The sequence below is a fragment of the Paenibacillus sp. FSL L8-0502 genome, from assembly GCF_038593055.1.
In the GTDB taxonomy this organism is placed as follows: Bacteria; Bacillota; Bacilli; order Paenibacillales; family Paenibacillaceae; genus Paenibacillus; species Paenibacillus polymyxa_D.
The window spans coordinates 3,885,688-3,903,469 of record NZ_CP151958.1 but is presented as its reverse complement, the minus strand read 5'-3'; the positions used below and the strand labels follow the sequence as shown (position 1 = coordinate 3,903,469).

The following is a 17,782-nucleotide window of genomic DNA, read 5'->3' as shown; positions in this document are numbered from 1 at the left end:
TTTACAGATAAAGGAGGGGGTCCCGTTGGATTGGTCAGCTTTTCTTCCTCCGGTTATCGTATCTGTTAAAGTCGCTGTCGTCGCCAGCATCATCGTCTTTTTATTAGCTACTGTGGTAGCACGGATGATGGCGAACTGCACGTCACGGAGGGGAACCAGCGTGATTGAGACCGTCCTACTTCTTCCGCTCGTTTTGCCTCCCACTGTTGTCGGCTTTATTTTGCTCATCTTGCTGGGAAGGAAAAGCTGGATTGGCACTGCCTTCGAAAGCCTGTTCCAGCAGACGATTGTATTTACGTGGGGAGCTGCAGTGGTGGCGGCCGTAGTTGTTGCTTTTCCACTGGCTTACCGCACCATTAAAGCAGGTTTTGAAGCTGTAGACCCGGAGGTAGAGCAGGCTGCACGTGCGCAAGGTGCCAACGAATGGCAAGTGTTTCGCCACATTACGATGCCCCTTGCCTACCGCCCCCTCATTTCAGGATACATTCTCGGATTTGCCCGAGGGTTAGGGGAATTTGGTGCTACGCTGATGCTTGCAGGTAATATTCCTGAACAGACTCAAACCCTGCCTACAGCAATTTACACCGCGTCCGAGGTCGGAAATATGACACTCTCTTGGAGCTGGGTAGCTGTCATCATTTTATTCTCTTTTATCATGTTGATGCTTTCTAATCGACTGGTAAAGGATTAGTTCGTTTGGAGTAAGAATATGCGTAGTCTGCCGATAGGGCAGCTGCGGCAACGTTAGCAGCTTTGATCACCAAGAAACCTTGCGATTACTAAAACGCAGGGTTTCTTGTTTCTATCGACAGCGATTACGGTGACCTCCTGTTCTTTGGTATGGCGCATTAGGTTGCACTAATGGCCGATGCCAAAGAACCAGATTTAGTGGAATTAGGGTACAATTTACAAGAAAAACAAAGGGGATGAGGAACATGAAGAAATTCGGGCAAATGTTTCTGGTAGGTTTAGCCGTGGTTTTCGGGCTTGGTCTGGTGGCCGGAAATGTGCAACCTCCCGTCGCTTCCGCGGCCGGTTCAGAATATTATGTGGCCACGAGCGGCAGCGACTCTAACGCCGGAACGAACGATGCGCCGTGGAAGACGTTGCAGCACGCGGCCGACGTGGCTCCTGCGGGCAGCACGGTTTACGTCCGGGGCGGCGTGTACAAGCAGAAAGTAAAGATTACCCGCTCTGGCTCCGCTTCGCAAGGTCCCATTGTGTTCACCAACTATGGGACAGAGACCGCCATTATTGATGGCAGCGGACTTTCGGTCAGCGGGAACGAAGGGCTGATCGAACTGGCCGATGTCAATTACGTTACTGTTCGGGGGTTTGAAATCCGCAATTTTACCACTGCTTCCAAGAACGTGGTGCCTGTAGGTATTTATGTCCACGGTTCGGGCGGCTTCATTAATCTATCCAACAATAAAATCCATGACATCAAAAACATGGTCACTCCGACCGGCAAAGATCGGCTGGGCCGGGATGCTCACGGTATCGCTGTTTACGGCACGAAAGCTCCGGCTTCGATTCACGATCTTACGATCAGCGGCAATGAGCTGTACAATCTCGTGCTGGGCTCCAGCGAATCGCTCGTTTTAAACGGCAACGTGGATGGCTTTGCGGTGACCGACAACCTCATTCACGATAATGACAACATCGGGATTGATTTGATCGGCTTTGAGGGCACCGCGCCGAATACGACTTACGATCAGGCGCGGAACGGGTTGGTGAAGGGCAATCGGGTGTATAATAATTCAGTTCAAAATAACCCATCTTACAAGAGCGATGACAACTCGGCCGGGGGCATTTATGTAGATGGGGGCAAGGACAGTATTATTGAGCAGAACTACAGCTACAACAACGATATCGGCGTCGAAATTGCCTCCGAGCACGCCGGTAAAGCCACCAGCAATATTACGGTCCGCAGCAACGCGATATATAACAACCGACTGACCGGCATTGCCATGGGCGGTTACAATGAGGAGCGTGGCTCCACGGTAAACTGCAAGATCGTGAACAATACACTATACAAGAACGATACGTTTGAAGATGGAAGCGGCCAGTTTTTGGTTCAATATGATACGCGAAACAACGTGATCCAAAACAATATTTTCGTGGCCAGCTCCACGGATATGCTGATCTCCAATGGATACACCAAAAATTCCGGCAATGTTGTGGATTATAATTTATATTTTGCTCCGAGCGGCAGCTCGGAAGCAAATTGGATTTGGAAAAAAAAGGAGTATACGGGTTTCTCCGCGTACAAATCGGGGACCGGCAACGATACGCATTCCCTATTTGCCGATCCTAAATTCGTGAATGCCGCGAACGGCGACTTCCATTTGCAGTCTTCGTCACCTGCGATCGGTGCCGGGAACACGGACCTTGCCATCATTGGAACACTGGATATCGACGGGAAGCCAAGAGTACAGGGAGCCGCTGTGAACATCGGTGCCTACGAGTAAGCCGTATATTTTATGACAAACAGAGCATGGCGAAATTATTTGGGACCACTGTTTGTACATTTTTACAATGTTCCTTGCAATTAAAACACCTTCAAAGTGAAACCCCATGTCGTAAGATATGGAGATAACCTTGGAGGTGTTTTTGCGTTGGCAACAAGATTAAGCTATCTTCGGAAAGTAAAAATGGAAGTCATATAAATGAGATTAGAAAGTTGTTCCTGTTCGATAGGCTCCGATTAACATAGTTGTTGCACACCTTTGAACCATACGGATTTGATCGACAAAGTATCCGAGATGTTGGTTGTCGGATCACCGTTTACTAGTATAAGGTCAGCGAGCGAACCTTCGGCAATACAGCCGCGATCGTTAAGCCCAAAGCAACGGGCCGGTTTCGCGGTAGCCGACTGAAGCGCTTCTATGGGAGTAAATCCGGCCTCAACCAGCAATTGCATTTCATGATGAACGCTGGCTCCATGAGCAAGGCCGCCAAGATTGGGAACAGGAACGGGGGCGACATCCGTCCCGACCAGAATATCCACACCGGCACGGTGAAGATCCATCACATTTTTAAAGCTATTCTCCAAATTGCCTTGCGGGAAAGTATGGAAGCTTGATTTCAAAATATCGATCCATTCCGGACTTAATTTGGAATAAACACGTGAATCATTCGCCAATTCTGATGCTGGATTCCCTAGAATGGATGAGTTCAATACTAAGCACGGTATAACAAATGCGCCTGAATCCGCTATGGATTTCACCAACTCAGATGTGTATTCGGGCCTGTCGAGAAATAAGTGACCCAATCCGTCGACTCCAATATCGATGGCGGTTTGCGAAGAATGAGCCGTCAAGACGTGGGCTATGACTATTTTATCGAACTTATGGGCTTCTACCACAGCTGCTTTTAAAATCTCGTCGCTTAAAATAGGCAGTCCAGGGGCACCCAAGACCGTCCCTTCTTCAATCATGATTTTAATAAAGTCGGCGCCACTCTCCACTTGGGTATGCACATGTTTGATCGCTTCTTCCACTGTCGTCACTTGGGGCACTTTTTCGTGATCGTGAGCGTAAGCGGCTAGCATAGCTTCCCGGTCTTTCTTGGGTAACTTCTCCAATTCCTTTAATACGAACTCAGGAATTTCATCCTCATCCTGCAATAATTCATCCGGATGACCACCTGGAGCAGTGATCGCTGTGCCGGCGGAACGGACTTCAGCGGCGTCATTCACGTTTTTTAACTGGATCTTGCGCCCTCTTTCTGTAAAACTGCCGTTCATTTCGAGTTCTGTCGTGACGCCGAATTTTAAAGCATCTCGTAACCCACCGATTGAAGTGTGGACATGCGCATCAATCAGGCCGGGCAATAATGTCGCATTTTCCCCATCGATGATCGTTGCATGCGTCGGAAGGTCTCCACCTACCGAAATAATAGTTTTCCCCTGGATGATAACATTTCTGGGCTCAATAACTTTTTCTCCATCGAAAATACGTACATTCGTAATCGCTGTAACTTTTTCTACCGTAGAGCTTTGAGTTACATTCTTCATGTCGTTCCTCCTTAGTGTTCAGCTTCAAACAATTAGAATTCTAACTGTTAGTTGTATAACTGTCAATAAACTAATTTTCATTTGACAAACAGTTTAGAGATTTATATAGTTTATTTACTGACAATTAGACTTCTAATAATTTGAGGAGGTACGATGATGAAAACCCAAAAGGATACGGTTTTTCTGGATTTGTTTCAGGTTATCGGTCTTAAGCTAAAGAAAAGAGCGGACGAGAGCATAAAAGAGTTGGGATTAAATGCTCAACAAGGAAAAATGATTAGATATATCTACGAGAATCAAGAAAATAATTTAATTCAGAAGGATCTTGCCGATCGGTTTCATCTGCGCGGAGCCAGCATTACAAGCATACTTCAAGGTCTTGAGCAAAAAGGATTCATCGAGCGCAAAATCCCGGCCAATAATGAACGGCAAAAAAATATTTATGTTTTACCAAAAGCCATTGAATTGATTGAAACTTTTAGTGATTCTTTCCAAAAGGTGGAGGACGAAATTGTTCAGGCCCTGACCGAAGAGGAGAAGCGAATTTTAGAGGGAATGTTAAACAAAATTAATGAACGCCTATAATTGCGTAAAATCATGTTCCAAAAATCACTTTCGCTAGTCTCTGTTTTATATGATAGGAATCGGTTATGATGGAAATAGTAATAGGGATTTTAGTAGATTTTAGGAGAGCGGTGCGATATGAGAAGGGAAACGGGTTTTAACGAAATTATTCGAAAAGTACGTAAAGAGCTATTTGGGAAAGGCCCGGAGCGCATACATACAACCTTTGTAGATAATATGGCCATCACGATGCTGTATGGAAATTTAACCCCATCCGAAAAGTTTCTGGCACAAGAAGAATCCGGGAAAGAGATGGTGCATGCAGCCCGAACCAAAATGGTTCAAAAAATCTATCCCACACACTTCAATAAAGAACTGGAGGATTACATGGATTCCCGGCTGCTGCACCTCTTTTCAGATATTAAAGTGGAGGAAGATATAGCCATCTCTGTTTTTGTGTTTGAGGATAATATTACTGCAAAATAATAAGAAGGCGGAACCGACATAGTCTGTTTACACGTGTTTTCTTCTTCGATATTGATATTGGGACCATTGGTAGAGAATAAAACATCCTATGCAAAAACCAAGGATAGCCACCAAGGCCGCCACCAGGCCCATGGTCGAGAATACATAAGCGACAATACTCCACTGGAGCATAAATCCTACCCAAGCGACCAACAGAAAAAAGACGGCAAGAAGCTGATTAAACCTTTGCTGTTCTCGGTCCTCCTGCACATACGAAGAGGGACTTTTCTTCAAGAAAAGCTTGGCTATCCGCACCCCATATCCCCTGTACTGCGTACGTAAATCACGGATCATGAAAGGAACCTACATAGTTTATGAAAAAAAATGATTTTGGAAATAGGATGAAGGAATATGAAAATGCCTATAGATTAAGCCTACCACGCCGTTTACCAGTAATCATCAGAATTGATGGTGCGCATTTTCATACCTTTACGCGTGGGATGACGAAACCTTTTGATGAGAAACTAATTTTTGCATTATGGGAGACGTGTAAATATTTGGCCTATAACATTATGGGATGTAAATTGGTGTATCATCAGAGCGATGAAATCTCACTGCTTCTTACGAATGATGACAAATTAACGACGCAATCCTGGTTTGAAAATAATCTTCAAAAGATGGTGTCCATATCTGCCTCTCTGGCTACAGCCAAATTTAATGAGGAAATCCAAAAGGTTTACCCAGGTCAGCCTTTAGCCACTTTTGATGCGAGAGCTTGGGTTTTGCCTCAGGATGAGGTTACAAACTACTTCCTATGGAGACAACAAGATGCTACTAAAAACAGCATTTCTATGGTTGCTCAAGCCCATTTCAGGCATTCAGATCTAGAAGGATTGAACGGAAATCAGCTCCAAGACAAGCTTTTTGTGGAAAAAGGGCTAAACTGGAACGACCTTCCGGTCTGGCAAAAGCGGGGAATTTGCATTACCAAACAACAATACAACAAAGGCGAAGCCGTTAGAAGCAAGTGGGATGTTGATCATGAGACACCGATTTTTTCGCAGAATAGAGATTATATTAACCAATATGTATACTTGGACAAGGATGTGTAGATTTGGAGTGTGTTATTTTTATAGGAATTCAGGCTTCGGGCAAGTCGACTTTTTATAAAGAACAATTCTTCAAAACACATATGCGAATAAATCTGGATATGCTTAAAACACGAAATAGAGAAAATATTTACCTTCAGGCCTCCATCGAAGCAATGCAGCGCTTTGTTGTAGATAATACAAATGCCACTGTTATCGAACGGAAGAAATATATAGATGCTTGTAAAAATAAGGCGTTTAAAATTATTGGCTACTATTTTGAGCCCGATTTTGTAGAATCTATTAAACGTAATGAGCAACGTACAGGCAAAGAGTATATTCCTGAAATCGGTATTAAAAGTGTTATGCGTAAACTAGAGGTTCCGAGCTACGAAGAAGGATTTGATGAACTCTATAGCGTGATTTCCATGGAAGGAACGTTTCAGATTAGAAGGCTACCGGAAAACTATACAATATAGGGGGACTACCATGAACATACCTGAGAGATTCATCAAACGTTTTCCAGCATACGAGGACGTATTTGCCAGCGATCTTGAACATCATCGCAAGCATTTTCTGCCGATTTGCTCGATTAATCTTCAGTTCTTATTTCCAGAGCAGGACGAGTGGTTGCATTTTGTTTCCGTAAAAGAAATCTACGAAGGCTGTGTGGGTGAAAATACTCAGGACTTTCATACCTCATATACCAAGGAAGATATGCTGGGATTCGATGTAGTTGACGGCAAATACAAGTTCGAAGCAGACTGGAATTATTTTAGTCTTCATCAGAAGGAGCAATTGGAAGCTACCTATGAAGCGCTGAAATCAACCGGGGATAAAGCGTACCTACGTATGAAGAGAGAAGTCATGGCGTTGGGCGGACTGGAACAGGTGTATATGAATAATGAACAAGACTACCAAGCTCGCAAAGCGTTTTTCCTGGAAAATAATAAAATTTATCCATATTCCTCCTTTGGAGAGGCTAAAAAGTCTGTTGAAGAACTCACCCGTGATTTTGAGGAAAAGCAATCCAGTGGTTGGGGGCTGAGTTACCCTGAAGTTAACGGAATTTTAGATGATATCGCTTTTCAGTCTGACAAGGCTCAAAGTTACATCAAGGAATATCATGAATCTCTGGAAGAGATGCTCCAGTTCGAGCAAACCAATCTGCTTCATGTGCCTAAGCGTCCCAATGGTGAGACTTTTACCTATATCGGTTCCATTACCGGGTATTATTTTCAAGCGTGTGGGGCGGATACCGTCTATTTATTTTACGACCAAGAATTAAGTAAAGCGGTAATTTGCTTCGAATATTCATAAGTGTGAATTTTGCAAAATCCTGAAGTGAAAAAACTCCCATAATGGGAGTTTTTTTGTTTATTTCTTATTCAAAGTCACATCATGCTCTTTAGCAAGTGTGTTAACCTGTTCGCCAAAATCTCTGAATAGCTTTCTACCCTCGCTTAGCTTGGTGTTACTTTCATTAATTAAGTTCAGATCCCCTTTTTTATGTATGTTATGGGTAATTCGATTCATTTCATAGTCTAAAAGAACTATCCATATTATTTGATTATATCGTATAAATAAGAGAATGGTAGGGATTTTGCGGTAAAATAGTGTCAAAATTAAGTTAATTAACCTAAACCCTATTCATACGGATTACAAATAAGAATATTTTAAGAATTATATTCCATTGAAACCAGAATTCCTTTATGACAGAAAAGGACATCCTAGAATTTCCCTGCATATATTTAGGAATAGCTGTATTTCTTTAATACATTTGAGAGGAGATTTCAGTATGATAAGGTTTAAAAAGGTGGTTTCAGTTACACTAAGCTCAATGCTCCTGCTATCATTCGGGATGACGGCGAACGCGAGTGCAAGCCCAGAGGTGAAGACAGATCAAGCGATTCAAATAGTTTCCAATGTGCAGCTAACAACTGATAAGGGAAGTGTCATTGAACAATTAACACGCGCGGACAAGCCTGCCAGTATCACAAATTCGGTGTACACCATTACAGAAAATATTAACTTGGCGACACCACAGAAATCTGTATTGAAAAAGAAAGTTACCCCTTCGCTCAAAGCCAGCACAAAATCAGTATCAGCTAAAGCTGCAGCGACCGTAGCGACAGCGTCTACTGCTACATATTCCGGCATGATTACAGAAGAGGGAGGCACACAGTTTTTATATCCGATTTATTTGCAACCGGGTGAATTGTTACAGGCTCAGTTGGATGGTCCGTCTTCAGCCCAGCTAGACTATGACTTATACCTGTATGAGTTTGATATGGCGACAGGTGATATTAATTCCAATCCTATAGATGTTTCCAACTACGGGACTTATGTTAACAATTATGAGCAAGGAGCTGCTTCTCTTCCAGAAAACGTAGGAACTCGCAACTCAATCGGAGCCGAGAAGGCATACGCGCTTGCAGTTCATGCCAAGAAGGGGTCTAGCATTAATGATCTTTTTTATTTAACTGTAGCAGTAAGCTCCAACTATGATGCCTATGAGCCGGATGACAGTGCCTTTCATGCTTATGATTTTACGGTTAACGACAAAGGCTCCTCGATTAACTTCCGTACCATTCATTCCGCTATAGATAACGATTGGTATCTAGTTACAGTACTAGCCAGCCGTAATTATGATGCATTAAATGTGAAGCTGGACAGCACTTCGGAAAGCTATGGGTACAAAGCGGAAGTATATGCAGCTCTTGCTGGCAACCAAATGGTGCTTCTACCGCAAACCAATCATAATGTTACCTTAAGCACAGGGACCTACTATGTACGAGTGTACTGCACAAGTCAGTATTCAGCCGACCATTTGTATACACTAGCGATTAAACCGGTGCTTCGAGCTGGCAAAATTGAAATTACCGGCTATAACTCCAATGGCTATTATGATTATCCGACGTATTCTTACGGTCGTCATTATCGTATTAACGGAGGCAGCAGTCTGATCGTGAACGGTGTTGTGAAAACAACAGATGGTCAAATGGTTCCCAATGCTCCTGTCACGGTCGTTTGGCTGGATAAGAACTGGAGCGAGAGTGGCGGTAACCGTACGAGAACGGCTTCTACGTACACCGATGATAGCGGTAAATTCAGTGTGACCCTTTCTCTTCCGCAAATCGACAGGAAAAAATGTAGAATATATAAGTGAAATTGGTTCCACACACTATTTTGATCTTACAGGAGTAGCGGCTCATGTCGATGGAACTTCGATTAGTGCGACGGACATTATTTATCTATTTGCTTACAGCTTGAGAAACTAAGAAATGCTTTAATGTCATTTTGATCATGAGAGAGTCGCTTTTTCTGAAGGGTTAGCCGAGGCTTTCCATTTCTGAAAGAGCGACTTTTCATGTTTATTTAGCAAGGATAAGAAAATAGTCTTTTTTTCATAGATTACAAATAGAAAATGTTTTGCATAATATATTCCAATAGAACCAAAGATGATTTATGATAGAGCCATGCAGCCTAGAAATCACCCTGGTTTATCCGGGGATAGCGGGAATTCCTTAAACCATTTGAGAGGGGATTTCAGTATGAAAAGGTTCAAAAAGGCTATTGCAATGATGTTAAGCATGATGCTTCTGTTTGCTTTCGGAATGACTGCGAACGCGAGTGAAAGTAAGGAGGCTGCATCGGATCAAGCGATTAAGTCAGAACCCAAGATTCAGCTAACAACTGAAAGTGGAGACTTAATTAAGCGTTTAACGCGGGCAGACAAGCCAGACAGCGTTACGTCTTCGGTTTATGTCATGCAAGAAAATCTCAACTTCAAGACACCAGAGACAACCTCATTGAAAAGGGAATCCATGTCTTCGCTGAAAGAAAGCCCAATGGTTGCTTCAGCCACAGCTTCTTCTGCTACGTATTCCGGTACGATTACGCAAGAGGGAGGTACACAATTTTTATATCCAATCTATTTGCAGCCTGGTGAATTGTTGCAGGCCCAGTTGGATGGTCCATTTTCAGCCCAGCTTGACTATGATTTATACTTATATGAGTTTGATATGACGACAGGGGACATTAATCCTAATGCCATTGACGCATCCACCTATGGTACTTATTTTAACAATTATGAACAGGGGGCTGCCTCACTTCCTGAAAACGTAGGAACCCGCAACGCTTCTGGAAATGAAAAGGCATATGCGATTGCTGTCCATGCCAAAAAAGGTTCCAGTATCAATGATCCTTTCTATCTAACGGTCGATACAAGTTCCAGCTACGATGCATATGAACCAGATGAGAGTGCTTTCCATGCCTACAACTTTACCTTTAGTACGGGCGGTTCATCGCTTAATTCACGCTCCATTCATTCAGGCATTGATAATGACTGGTACCAAGTTACGATCCCAGCCAGCCGCAATTATGACGCTTTGAACGTCAAGCTTGACAGTGTTTCGGACGGTTATGGCTACAAAGCGGAAGTCTACGGAGTCCTTACCGGAAACCAAATGGTGCTTTTGCCGCAAACGAACCATAATGTTAGCTTAAATACAGGAACCTACTATGTGCGAGTGTACACAACCAATCAGTATTCACCCAATTATTTGTACACACTTACACTGAAGCCGGTGCTTCGGGCTGGCAAAATTGAAATTACCGGCTATGATTCTGCTAATGGCCCTAATGATTATCCGAACTACTCATATGGTCGTCATTATCGGGTTAATCAACGCAGTAACCTTACCGTGAATGGTGTAGTTAAGACAACTGATGGTTATCCAGTGGCAAATGCACCTGTTGATGTGACATGGTTGAATCAGAACTGGACTGAAGGCAGCGGGAATCGTACTCGTACAGGCACAGCTTATACGGACCAGAATGGAGCCTTTAGTGTGACTCTTTCCCTGCCATCTTCCACTGGAAGTATAGCGGAATACCTGTCTGGAGCCATCAGTTTTACACACTACTATGATCTATCAGGGGTAGCCGCTCAGGTGTCAGGTACTTCGATTATAGATACGGATATTGTATATCACTTTGCCTATAGTATTTATGGCGGTTGATAGATAGGTTATTAAGCTAACCCTAAGGTAACTTGTTGCTTGAGTATTTTATATTTGAATCAAAAGTAGTTTGCTTCAATATTTGTTCATTTTTGGGACAAAGCATATATTCATTCCATTTATGCTTTGTCCGATATATATAGCAACAGGGTTACATTACAATTATACATACGCCTTAGATTGCCTGTTACAAACATGACAGGAGGAAACAGGATGAATTTTGAACCTCTTAGAGCACAACAAGCGGTTCTTAGCTCTGGTAGCTTACGGATAGACCCGGCAAGCAAGCAAGTTTCGTCTCCCCAGCTCCATGAAGAAAAACTGTCCAGGTTCGTCGTTCAGGACACCGTGGAGATCAGCGAAGCCGGTAGAATGCTGGCTGAAGGGGATATCGTGTCACATGCTGCCAAGTATTTTGGTACAACACAGATCAATGATGCATTAAACCGGGTTTTGGAAGATCAGCCGGAAGAAGTGTCCAATGCAGTATACAACATGATTCAATCCAATTTTATTGTCGACGGAACGGTAACGGATGAGAAGCAGCGCGCGGTGCTGCTGGAAATGGGAGTTTCCCAATCCAAGTATATTGCAGATCATTACATGGAAGGCGATAAAGCCAAGGAATTTATGGAAACCATGAACCAGATCGCGGGTATTGCTTTAACACGATCCACTGATCCAGAGACCGGAGATATTAGCTACACGACTCCAATGGATCGTCCGTCAGGCGCTCCTGAGGATTATGTCAAGTTGTCGGAAGTGATGAAGCAGGTCGATCCTCAAAAATATACGGCGTACATGAATGATATTAAAGGTGGAGGAAATGGGCTCGGCCAACTGTTAAATTTTGCGCAAAAAGTTCCTCAACATCCTGATTGGATTGAGAAATACAAGGAACGTATGGGACAGAATGCAGAGTTGCTAAATAACACACCGTTAAACAATCGCTTTGACAAAGCGGATACGACATCAGCTTCTGCTTTTATGAACAGCATGCAAAATCTTCTTAAGGAATCTTCCGCTACTCAGGATTCTTACATGCAGAATATGCGAGGATTTTTTCGGAGCTTAGGCGTTCAAGTTCATTAACACCCTTAAATAATTTGTCAGTTCTGTTTACATCCTGCTTGGAACGAAGTATAATAGCTTCAAAACATACTCGTGATATAGAGGAAGCACCTCAAACCTAGGCATTAACGCCTTCGTTTGAGGTGCTTTTTCTATTTTACTCGAAGCGAGTTTGTAAAACTCTTTGAAAATAAAATAAAGTAAGGAGAAGTGTATGTATCGAAAAACTAAGCGAAAGGTAAGGAAGTATAGGAAGTGGGTGTATGGATTTTTGGCTGTAGTCCTACTATTAACGATGATTCCCATATTTCCGGAAAGGGTATCCGCTGCTGCTCAGGAGATCATTGGGGGCCCTTTTTGCCAAAACAATTTGCCGGGTGGGGGCGATAGTTGGGGTTCTTGGTCAGGAAATGGGATAGGAGCAACAGAAGTATACACTGGCACGGGTTCGGCGAGGTATAAATGTGATGGGACTACACAGCCGACAAATCGTTTTATTGATATTGGAAGATCTATTAAGGCTTCGGATTACAAGATTTTTGTTTATATTGAAGGGTCTTATCATACCGATATATATACGTCTAATGCCGCCGCAGGCGACAGTTGGAGGCCTAACGGAACGAATCTATATACATGGATTAATGTAAGGAAATTCTATGCTGATAGCTATTACCAGGGAAAATGGATAGATATCACCGACTCAATTACATTAAGGGATGTTCGCTATTTCAGAGCGATGGGAACTAACCAACAGACAAGTAATGAAATATCCAAGTTTGGGGTCCGTGTTATTCCCAAATCGGACCTCATGCCTAAACCACCCCAGATTCACGCAGACGCAGAGGGACAAGCTGTTACAGGGTGGACCAAAGACCCTGTAACCGTGTGGATCGATGGAGATGTGGCTCCTGAAGGATTAAAATACTATGAATATAGTCTGAACGGAGGAGCATTTCAGCCATACACCGGGCCTTTCACTGTCTATGACCATGGTGTAAATACAATCTATGCCCGGACAGTGGATGTGAATGACCAGTATAGTGGCCTTTCTTCCGGGAATGTTCGAATAGACAAGATGCCACCAACTCCCCCTAGCATAGAAGCAACAGGGAATAGTAATGACTATACGATTTCATTACAACCAGGTGTAGACGATTATTCTGGACTAGCCCATACTCAATTTCGTATGACAGGCGTTGTGAATCAGGATTGGCAGGATTATAGTGAAGTGTTTCATGTGAATAAAGATGGTAAAAGCACGGTACATGCACGCTCCATTGACAGCGTCGGTAATGTGAGCCGAGAAGTAAGCAAGGAAGTCACTATTGATAAAAAGGGACCGACGGCTCCTGTCATCCGGGCTAGTGAAACAGGCCCAACGAACCGTGATGTGAATATTACCATTGATTCAGGAAGTGACCCTATAAATGGAATTAAGATGACACAGTATCGCTTGAATCCATCTGGGGAGTGGTTGACCTACAAGGGTACTTTTACATTAAACACAGAAGGAATTTACGAATTATCAGCACGGACGATCAATAATCTTGATGTGTCTAGTTCAATCGTAACTCAATCGGTTATTATTGATCGAACCAAGCCAACGGCTCCAAAAGTTACGTTTTCCGAGGTGACGATACCTACTCGATATACCAATAAGCCAGTTCAGTTTGCTCTATCGGGTGCGACGGATACTACAGCAGTACATTATGAATATCAATTAGGTTCTGGCGCTTATGTGTCTGGTTCATCGGGAATATTAAAGGGTTCGGGGGTCATACAATTGACTGCACAAGCTGTAGATGCAGCTGGAAATCGAAGCGATCCGGTGTCCGCGGTGTCTTATATTGATTTGGAACCACCGACGATCCAACTGACGCCGGATTCGCGTGAATGGAAAGATACTCATATTCCTGTAAGGATACGATATGCCGATCAGCATTCGGGGATTGAGTCATCCACAATGCAGTATAAAATCACGAACAGCCCTGATTCACCCGAAAACTGGGATGCTGCAGCTGACACAACAATCCAGATGGATCTTTCAAATGAAGGTGAATGGTATGTTCATGCCAAGGTCAAAGATAGGGTGGGTAACATTTATGAAACGGTTAGCGGTGCACTTCGCATTCAAAACCAGCCCCAGTCGGTTGTGCTCTCTGCGACATCCGTACGAAATACAGAAGCTGATTTGCAGTGGACACTCCCGTCGGGCCTTGACGATGGTTACGTCTATACAGTCCGAAATATAACAACTAATGAGGTTTGGGATGTTACGCATCCGACAAATTCTTTTACAGATAGAGGGCTACAAGGAGGACGACAATACGAATATGAAGTGCGTTCTAGTAATCATGTAGGAGGCAATGCGTATTCCAATCGAGTCCATGTATTAACGTTACCTGATGCTCCTGATCATATCCAGTTACGACCTGTCTCTCGTCATTCTACAGAAATCATGGCTGACTTTACGCCAGTTTCATCAGCTAACAGATATAATATTACAGCAGCAGACGTAAGTACGGGAGAAATCATATTTAAGGATACGGTTACACAGGATGTGTATAATCCAATTACGGGAATGAAGCCTGGTAAATATTACGATATTTCTGTATCAGCTATTAATGACACTGGAGAGGGTACAGCAAAGCATGTATCTTTTCTAAGCCTACCAGACAGCCCGAACGGATTCCGGAATGTAACTGTAAGAGAAAATGGAATCGACTTGAAGTGGAATTCTGTAATCACTGCCACCTACTATGCCCTAGAACGTAATGAAGTATCGGTTTATAACGATGTGTATACAGAATTCACCGATACTGATCTTCAGGCGGGAACAGAGTATGATTATAACGTTTCCGCTGAAAATGCAACAGGATTCGGAGACTATGCTCATCTGGGAGTCATCACTTTACCTGATCGAGTAACTACATTATCGGGTGTGACGAAGGATGTGTATGCTGTCAGTGTTGAGTGGCAGGATGTGCAGGGGGCTGAAGGATACATCTTGAATGTTAACGATGAACCGAAGGTCCGGGTTGCGCGTGGTATTCATTCTTATACTTTTGAGGGCTTGCCAGCGGGCAGGTCTGCCAATATTAAAATACGAGCCTACAATCGAAGTGGTACAGGTAAGGGTACTTCTATCAACGCATTAACACTACCGATTTCGGCTGTACAACTTGCAACTGTAGATGTTCGCGAGCACGATGCCATATTGATATGGGCCTCGGTTGATGGGGCAACTCAATATAAGGTGACGATCAACGGTCAAGATTATTATAGTACGGAACCACGTGTGGTTATAGCTGGTTTAACAGGTGGGAGTAACTATGATTTTCAAGTGAGCAGTGGGAACAGTAGTGGTTTTAGCCAGCCAGCGTTGGGTGAGCTGCTGACACTTCCTCCTGAAGTACAAAATGTGAATGTTACAGAACATGAGGCTGGCCAGATTTCACTGAGCTGGGATGAAATCAAGAGCGCTTATCAATATACTGTAACCCGTAAAGATACGGGGGAAGTTTTTAACACCAGAGATGCCCATATTAAGCTTTCAGGTATCCAGCCTGGTATGATTTACTCGTTTGGTATACAGGCCGTGAATACAACGGGGGCAGGTAATTTAGCTCCGTTTACGTATCACGCTTTGCCAGGTCAGATATCAGACAGTAGATTGACTGTGAAAAAAGTAACAGATACCGATTTGGTTGTTACGTGGAAAGAAGCTCCGGGTGCAGATGCCTACAATGTCTACCAAAACGAGATGCTTATCGGTCATACGACCACCCATGAATTTAAAGTAGATGGATTGGATAGTTCTACATTGTATCGTATTACCGTCAAGCCATTGAACACAAGTGGTGAGGGTAAGCAGACAGAAGGTGAAGTGGAGACGCTGCCGTCTCCAGCATTTGCGTTTTCGAAGATGGAAACAACGAATAGTGAGTTTATCATCCATTGGGAATCTGACCATGAGAATGATATTTTCGTCCTCGCCAGTGAAGGAGGAACAGAGCTATATCGTGGTAAGGATCGAGGCTATATCTGGAGACAGCTTAAAGAGAAGCGGTTGTATACCGTTCAACTTTGGGCAGAAAATAGTCAAGGAAAACGCACAGAGGCAAAACAAGCGAATGGCAAAACAACGGGTAATACTGTGGAAGCAGGTGGCGGAGCAGGAGGGGCGGAGAGTGTAAAACCGATTCAGCCTGTTATAAAGGAACCGATAGAAACAGAGCACATTCAAGATTCAACCGTTGAAAAGAAGCCAAATCGTTTTAGTGACATTGATCGGATATTTAATAGAGAAAAAATAAATGTGCTTGCTGATTTAGGTGTAGTAAAGGGAACAACCCACACGCTATTTGAGCCGAACAGACCTGTAACACGTATGGAGTTTACCTCTATGCTGGTCCGTTCCTTGAAATTACCGCTCGAAACGGATGTGACTTTAGGCTTCGAGGATATCAATCCATCGGCGTGGTACGTTGATCTGCTCAAAACGGCGATTAAAGATCAGGTTGCTCGCGGGTTTAGTAATAGAGAATTTGGCCCAGATCGGGTCATTAACCGTGAGCAGGCGGCTAAAATGGTGAATAACATTGTCAAGGCTACACCACAGCAAGAAAGCAGTGCATACTCAGATTCCTCTCAAATTGTAGAGTGGGCCAGAAAGGATGTACTTGGTCTAACCGAAATTAATTTAGTACAAGGATATCCAGATGGTAGCTTCCGTGCCAAACAGGAGGTCACACGTGCAGAAGCAGCAGAGATGATTTATAACATGCTTCAAATGAAATAGAATGAATCAAGGGGCGGCGTTGGCCAGCCCCTTTTTTGTGTATACTAACTTATTCCGCAATAGCGGGGTTTAGATTGGATGCTCTGTAGGCAGGAACGCCATTAATGAGTGCGGTTCTTAGCTGAACATATCGTAAACCATAATAGGAGGTTGTACTACTCATTCCCGATGAAAGTACAGTTATTTTATAATATGAAAAAGGAATCTCATTACTAAATTGATAGGTTGTTTTTGCAGTGGTTGGCAAAGTTTCGACTTCACCTAACCTAAACCAATTTTCTCCGTCTCTAGAGCCGTGAAAAGAAAATGAAAGTATAAAAGCTCGAGAAGATGGCTGAGCTAAAAGAATATCATTGATCGTCTTACCTGTATCTAATTTAAAGATGATTTCTCCACCTTTACCGTTTAAGCTGCTTTCCCAATAGAGATTATTATCAATTAAAACATTTTTCGGAAAAGTATTTTTGGAATCTCCGTTGGTTGATACATTTTCCTCTGCTATAACAACAGGATCCATGGAAAAAGTATAGTTGTCTGGATTTTGACTGAATTTTGCCATGTTGAAATTCCTCCTTAAGTTTAATTTTTGAATGTGTTGAAAAGGTTGATATATATCATTTATATGAAACTCTCTATGAATATATTCCTTGATCATGGAATGCATACTAGTGTTTAAGCGGTCTGACATCATAATAGCAAACTCATTTGCGGGCGGAGAGTTGCATGTTTAGAATATAAATAACTAAATGAG

13 protein-coding genes and 1 pseudogene are annotated in these 17,782 nt (G+C 43.1%); 11 read left to right on the top strand and 3 right to left on the bottom strand.

Translation table 11 applies throughout. The features are described 5' to 3' along the window. Positions 1-25: 25 nt before the first annotated feature. Together modB and NSQ57_RS16905 are read left to right on the top strand one after the other, a co-directional pair. A complete protein-coding gene (gene modB, locus NSQ57_RS16910) occupies positions 26-691 on the top strand; it encodes a molybdate ABC transporter permease subunit (RefSeq protein WP_039274516.1) in 666 nt (221 codons plus the stop codon). Positions 692-935: 244 nt separating this feature from the next. Next, positions 936-2,471 carry a right-handed parallel beta-helix repeat-containing protein gene (locus tag NSQ57_RS16905; protein ID WP_342425044.1) on the top strand — a complete coding sequence of 512 codons (1,536 nt, stop codon included), beginning with the start codon at positions 936-938 and terminating at the stop codon, positions 2,469-2,471. A gap of 236 nt (positions 2,472-2,707) precedes the next feature. On the opposite strand, the gene NSQ57_RS16900 is transcribed toward NSQ57_RS16905, so the two are convergent. Next, positions 2,708-4,018 carry an amidohydrolase family protein gene (locus NSQ57_RS16900; RefSeq protein ID WP_069010425.1) on the bottom strand — a complete coding sequence of 437 codons (1,311 nt, stop codon included), beginning with the start codon at positions 4,016-4,018 and terminating at the stop codon, positions 2,708-2,710. A gap of 156 nt (positions 4,019-4,174) precedes the next feature. On the opposite strand from NSQ57_RS16900, the gene NSQ57_RS16895 reads away from it, so the two are divergent. Both NSQ57_RS16895 and NSQ57_RS16890 read left to right on the top strand, forming a co-directional pair. Next, positions 4,175-4,603 carry a MarR family transcriptional regulator gene (locus NSQ57_RS16895; RefSeq protein ID WP_069010426.1) on the top strand — a complete coding sequence of 143 codons (429 nt, stop codon included), beginning with the start codon at positions 4,175-4,177 and terminating at the stop codon, positions 4,601-4,603. Between the two features lie 117 nt (positions 4,604-4,720). Continuing rightward, complete coding sequence (locus NSQ57_RS16890) at positions 4,721-5,068, top strand: DUF2294 domain-containing protein (RefSeq protein WP_013311231.1); 348 nt, start codon at positions 4,721-4,723, stop codon at positions 5,066-5,068. 27 nt (positions 5,069-5,095) lie between these two features. Here NSQ57_RS16890 and NSQ57_RS16885 read toward each other — a convergent pair whose 3' ends face one another. Next, the gene (locus tag NSQ57_RS16885; protein ID WP_342425043.1) at positions 5,096-5,401 is read right to left on the bottom strand and encodes a DUF4395 domain-containing protein; all 306 of its coding nucleotides are present in this window, start codon (positions 5,399-5,401) and stop codon (positions 5,096-5,098) included. A gap of 20 nt (positions 5,402-5,421) precedes the next feature. On the opposite strand from NSQ57_RS16885, the gene NSQ57_RS16880 reads away from it, so the two are divergent. The 7 genes and pseudogenes from NSQ57_RS16880 to NSQ57_RS16850 all read left to right on the top strand — a co-directional run bounded on the left by NSQ57_RS16880 (position 5,422) and on the right by NSQ57_RS16850 (position 17,031). Continuing rightward, the gene (locus NSQ57_RS16880) at positions 5,422-6,159 is read left to right on the top strand and encodes a tRNA(His) guanylyltransferase Thg1 family protein (protein ID WP_318627367.1); all 738 of its coding nucleotides are present in this window, start codon (positions 5,422-5,424) and stop codon (positions 6,157-6,159) included. Between the two features lie 2 nt (positions 6,160-6,161). After that, positions 6,162-6,614 carry an AAA family ATPase gene (locus NSQ57_RS16875; RefSeq protein ID WP_069010428.1) on the top strand — a complete coding sequence of 151 codons (453 nt, stop codon included), beginning with the start codon at positions 6,162-6,164 and terminating at the stop codon, positions 6,612-6,614. Between the two features lie 10 nt (positions 6,615-6,624). Beyond that, positions 6,625-7,455, top strand: coding sequence for a siderophore biosynthesis protein (locus NSQ57_RS16870; protein ID WP_069010429.1), 831 nt, complete (start codon positions 6,625-6,627; stop codon positions 7,453-7,455). Positions 7,456-7,933: 478 nt separating this feature from the next. After that, positions 7,934-9,416: pseudogene (locus NSQ57_RS16865) on the top strand (Ig-like domain-containing protein). A gap of 273 nt (positions 9,417-9,689) precedes the next feature. Then, positions 9,690-11,159 carry a hypothetical protein gene (locus tag NSQ57_RS16860; RefSeq protein WP_342425042.1) on the top strand — a complete coding sequence of 490 codons (1,470 nt, stop codon included), beginning with the start codon at positions 9,690-9,692 and terminating at the stop codon, positions 11,157-11,159. Positions 11,160-11,372: 213 nt separating this feature from the next. Further along, positions 11,373-12,251: a hypothetical protein gene (locus NSQ57_RS16855; protein ID WP_342425041.1), complete on the top strand. Its 879-nt coding sequence runs from the start codon at positions 11,373-11,375 to the stop codon at positions 12,249-12,251. A 193-nt stretch (positions 12,252-12,444) separates the two neighbouring features. Further along, the gene (locus NSQ57_RS16850) at positions 12,445-17,031 is read left to right on the top strand and encodes a fibronectin type III domain-containing protein (protein WP_342425040.1); all 4,587 of its coding nucleotides are present in this window, start codon (positions 12,445-12,447) and stop codon (positions 17,029-17,031) included. 49 nt (positions 17,032-17,080) lie between these two features. Here NSQ57_RS16850 and NSQ57_RS16845 read toward each other — a convergent pair whose 3' ends face one another. Next, entirely contained in the window at positions 17,081-17,590 is a 510-nt protein-coding gene (locus NSQ57_RS16845) for a discoidin domain-containing protein (protein ID WP_069010434.1), read from the bottom strand. Positions 17,591-17,782 lie beyond the last annotated feature (192 nt).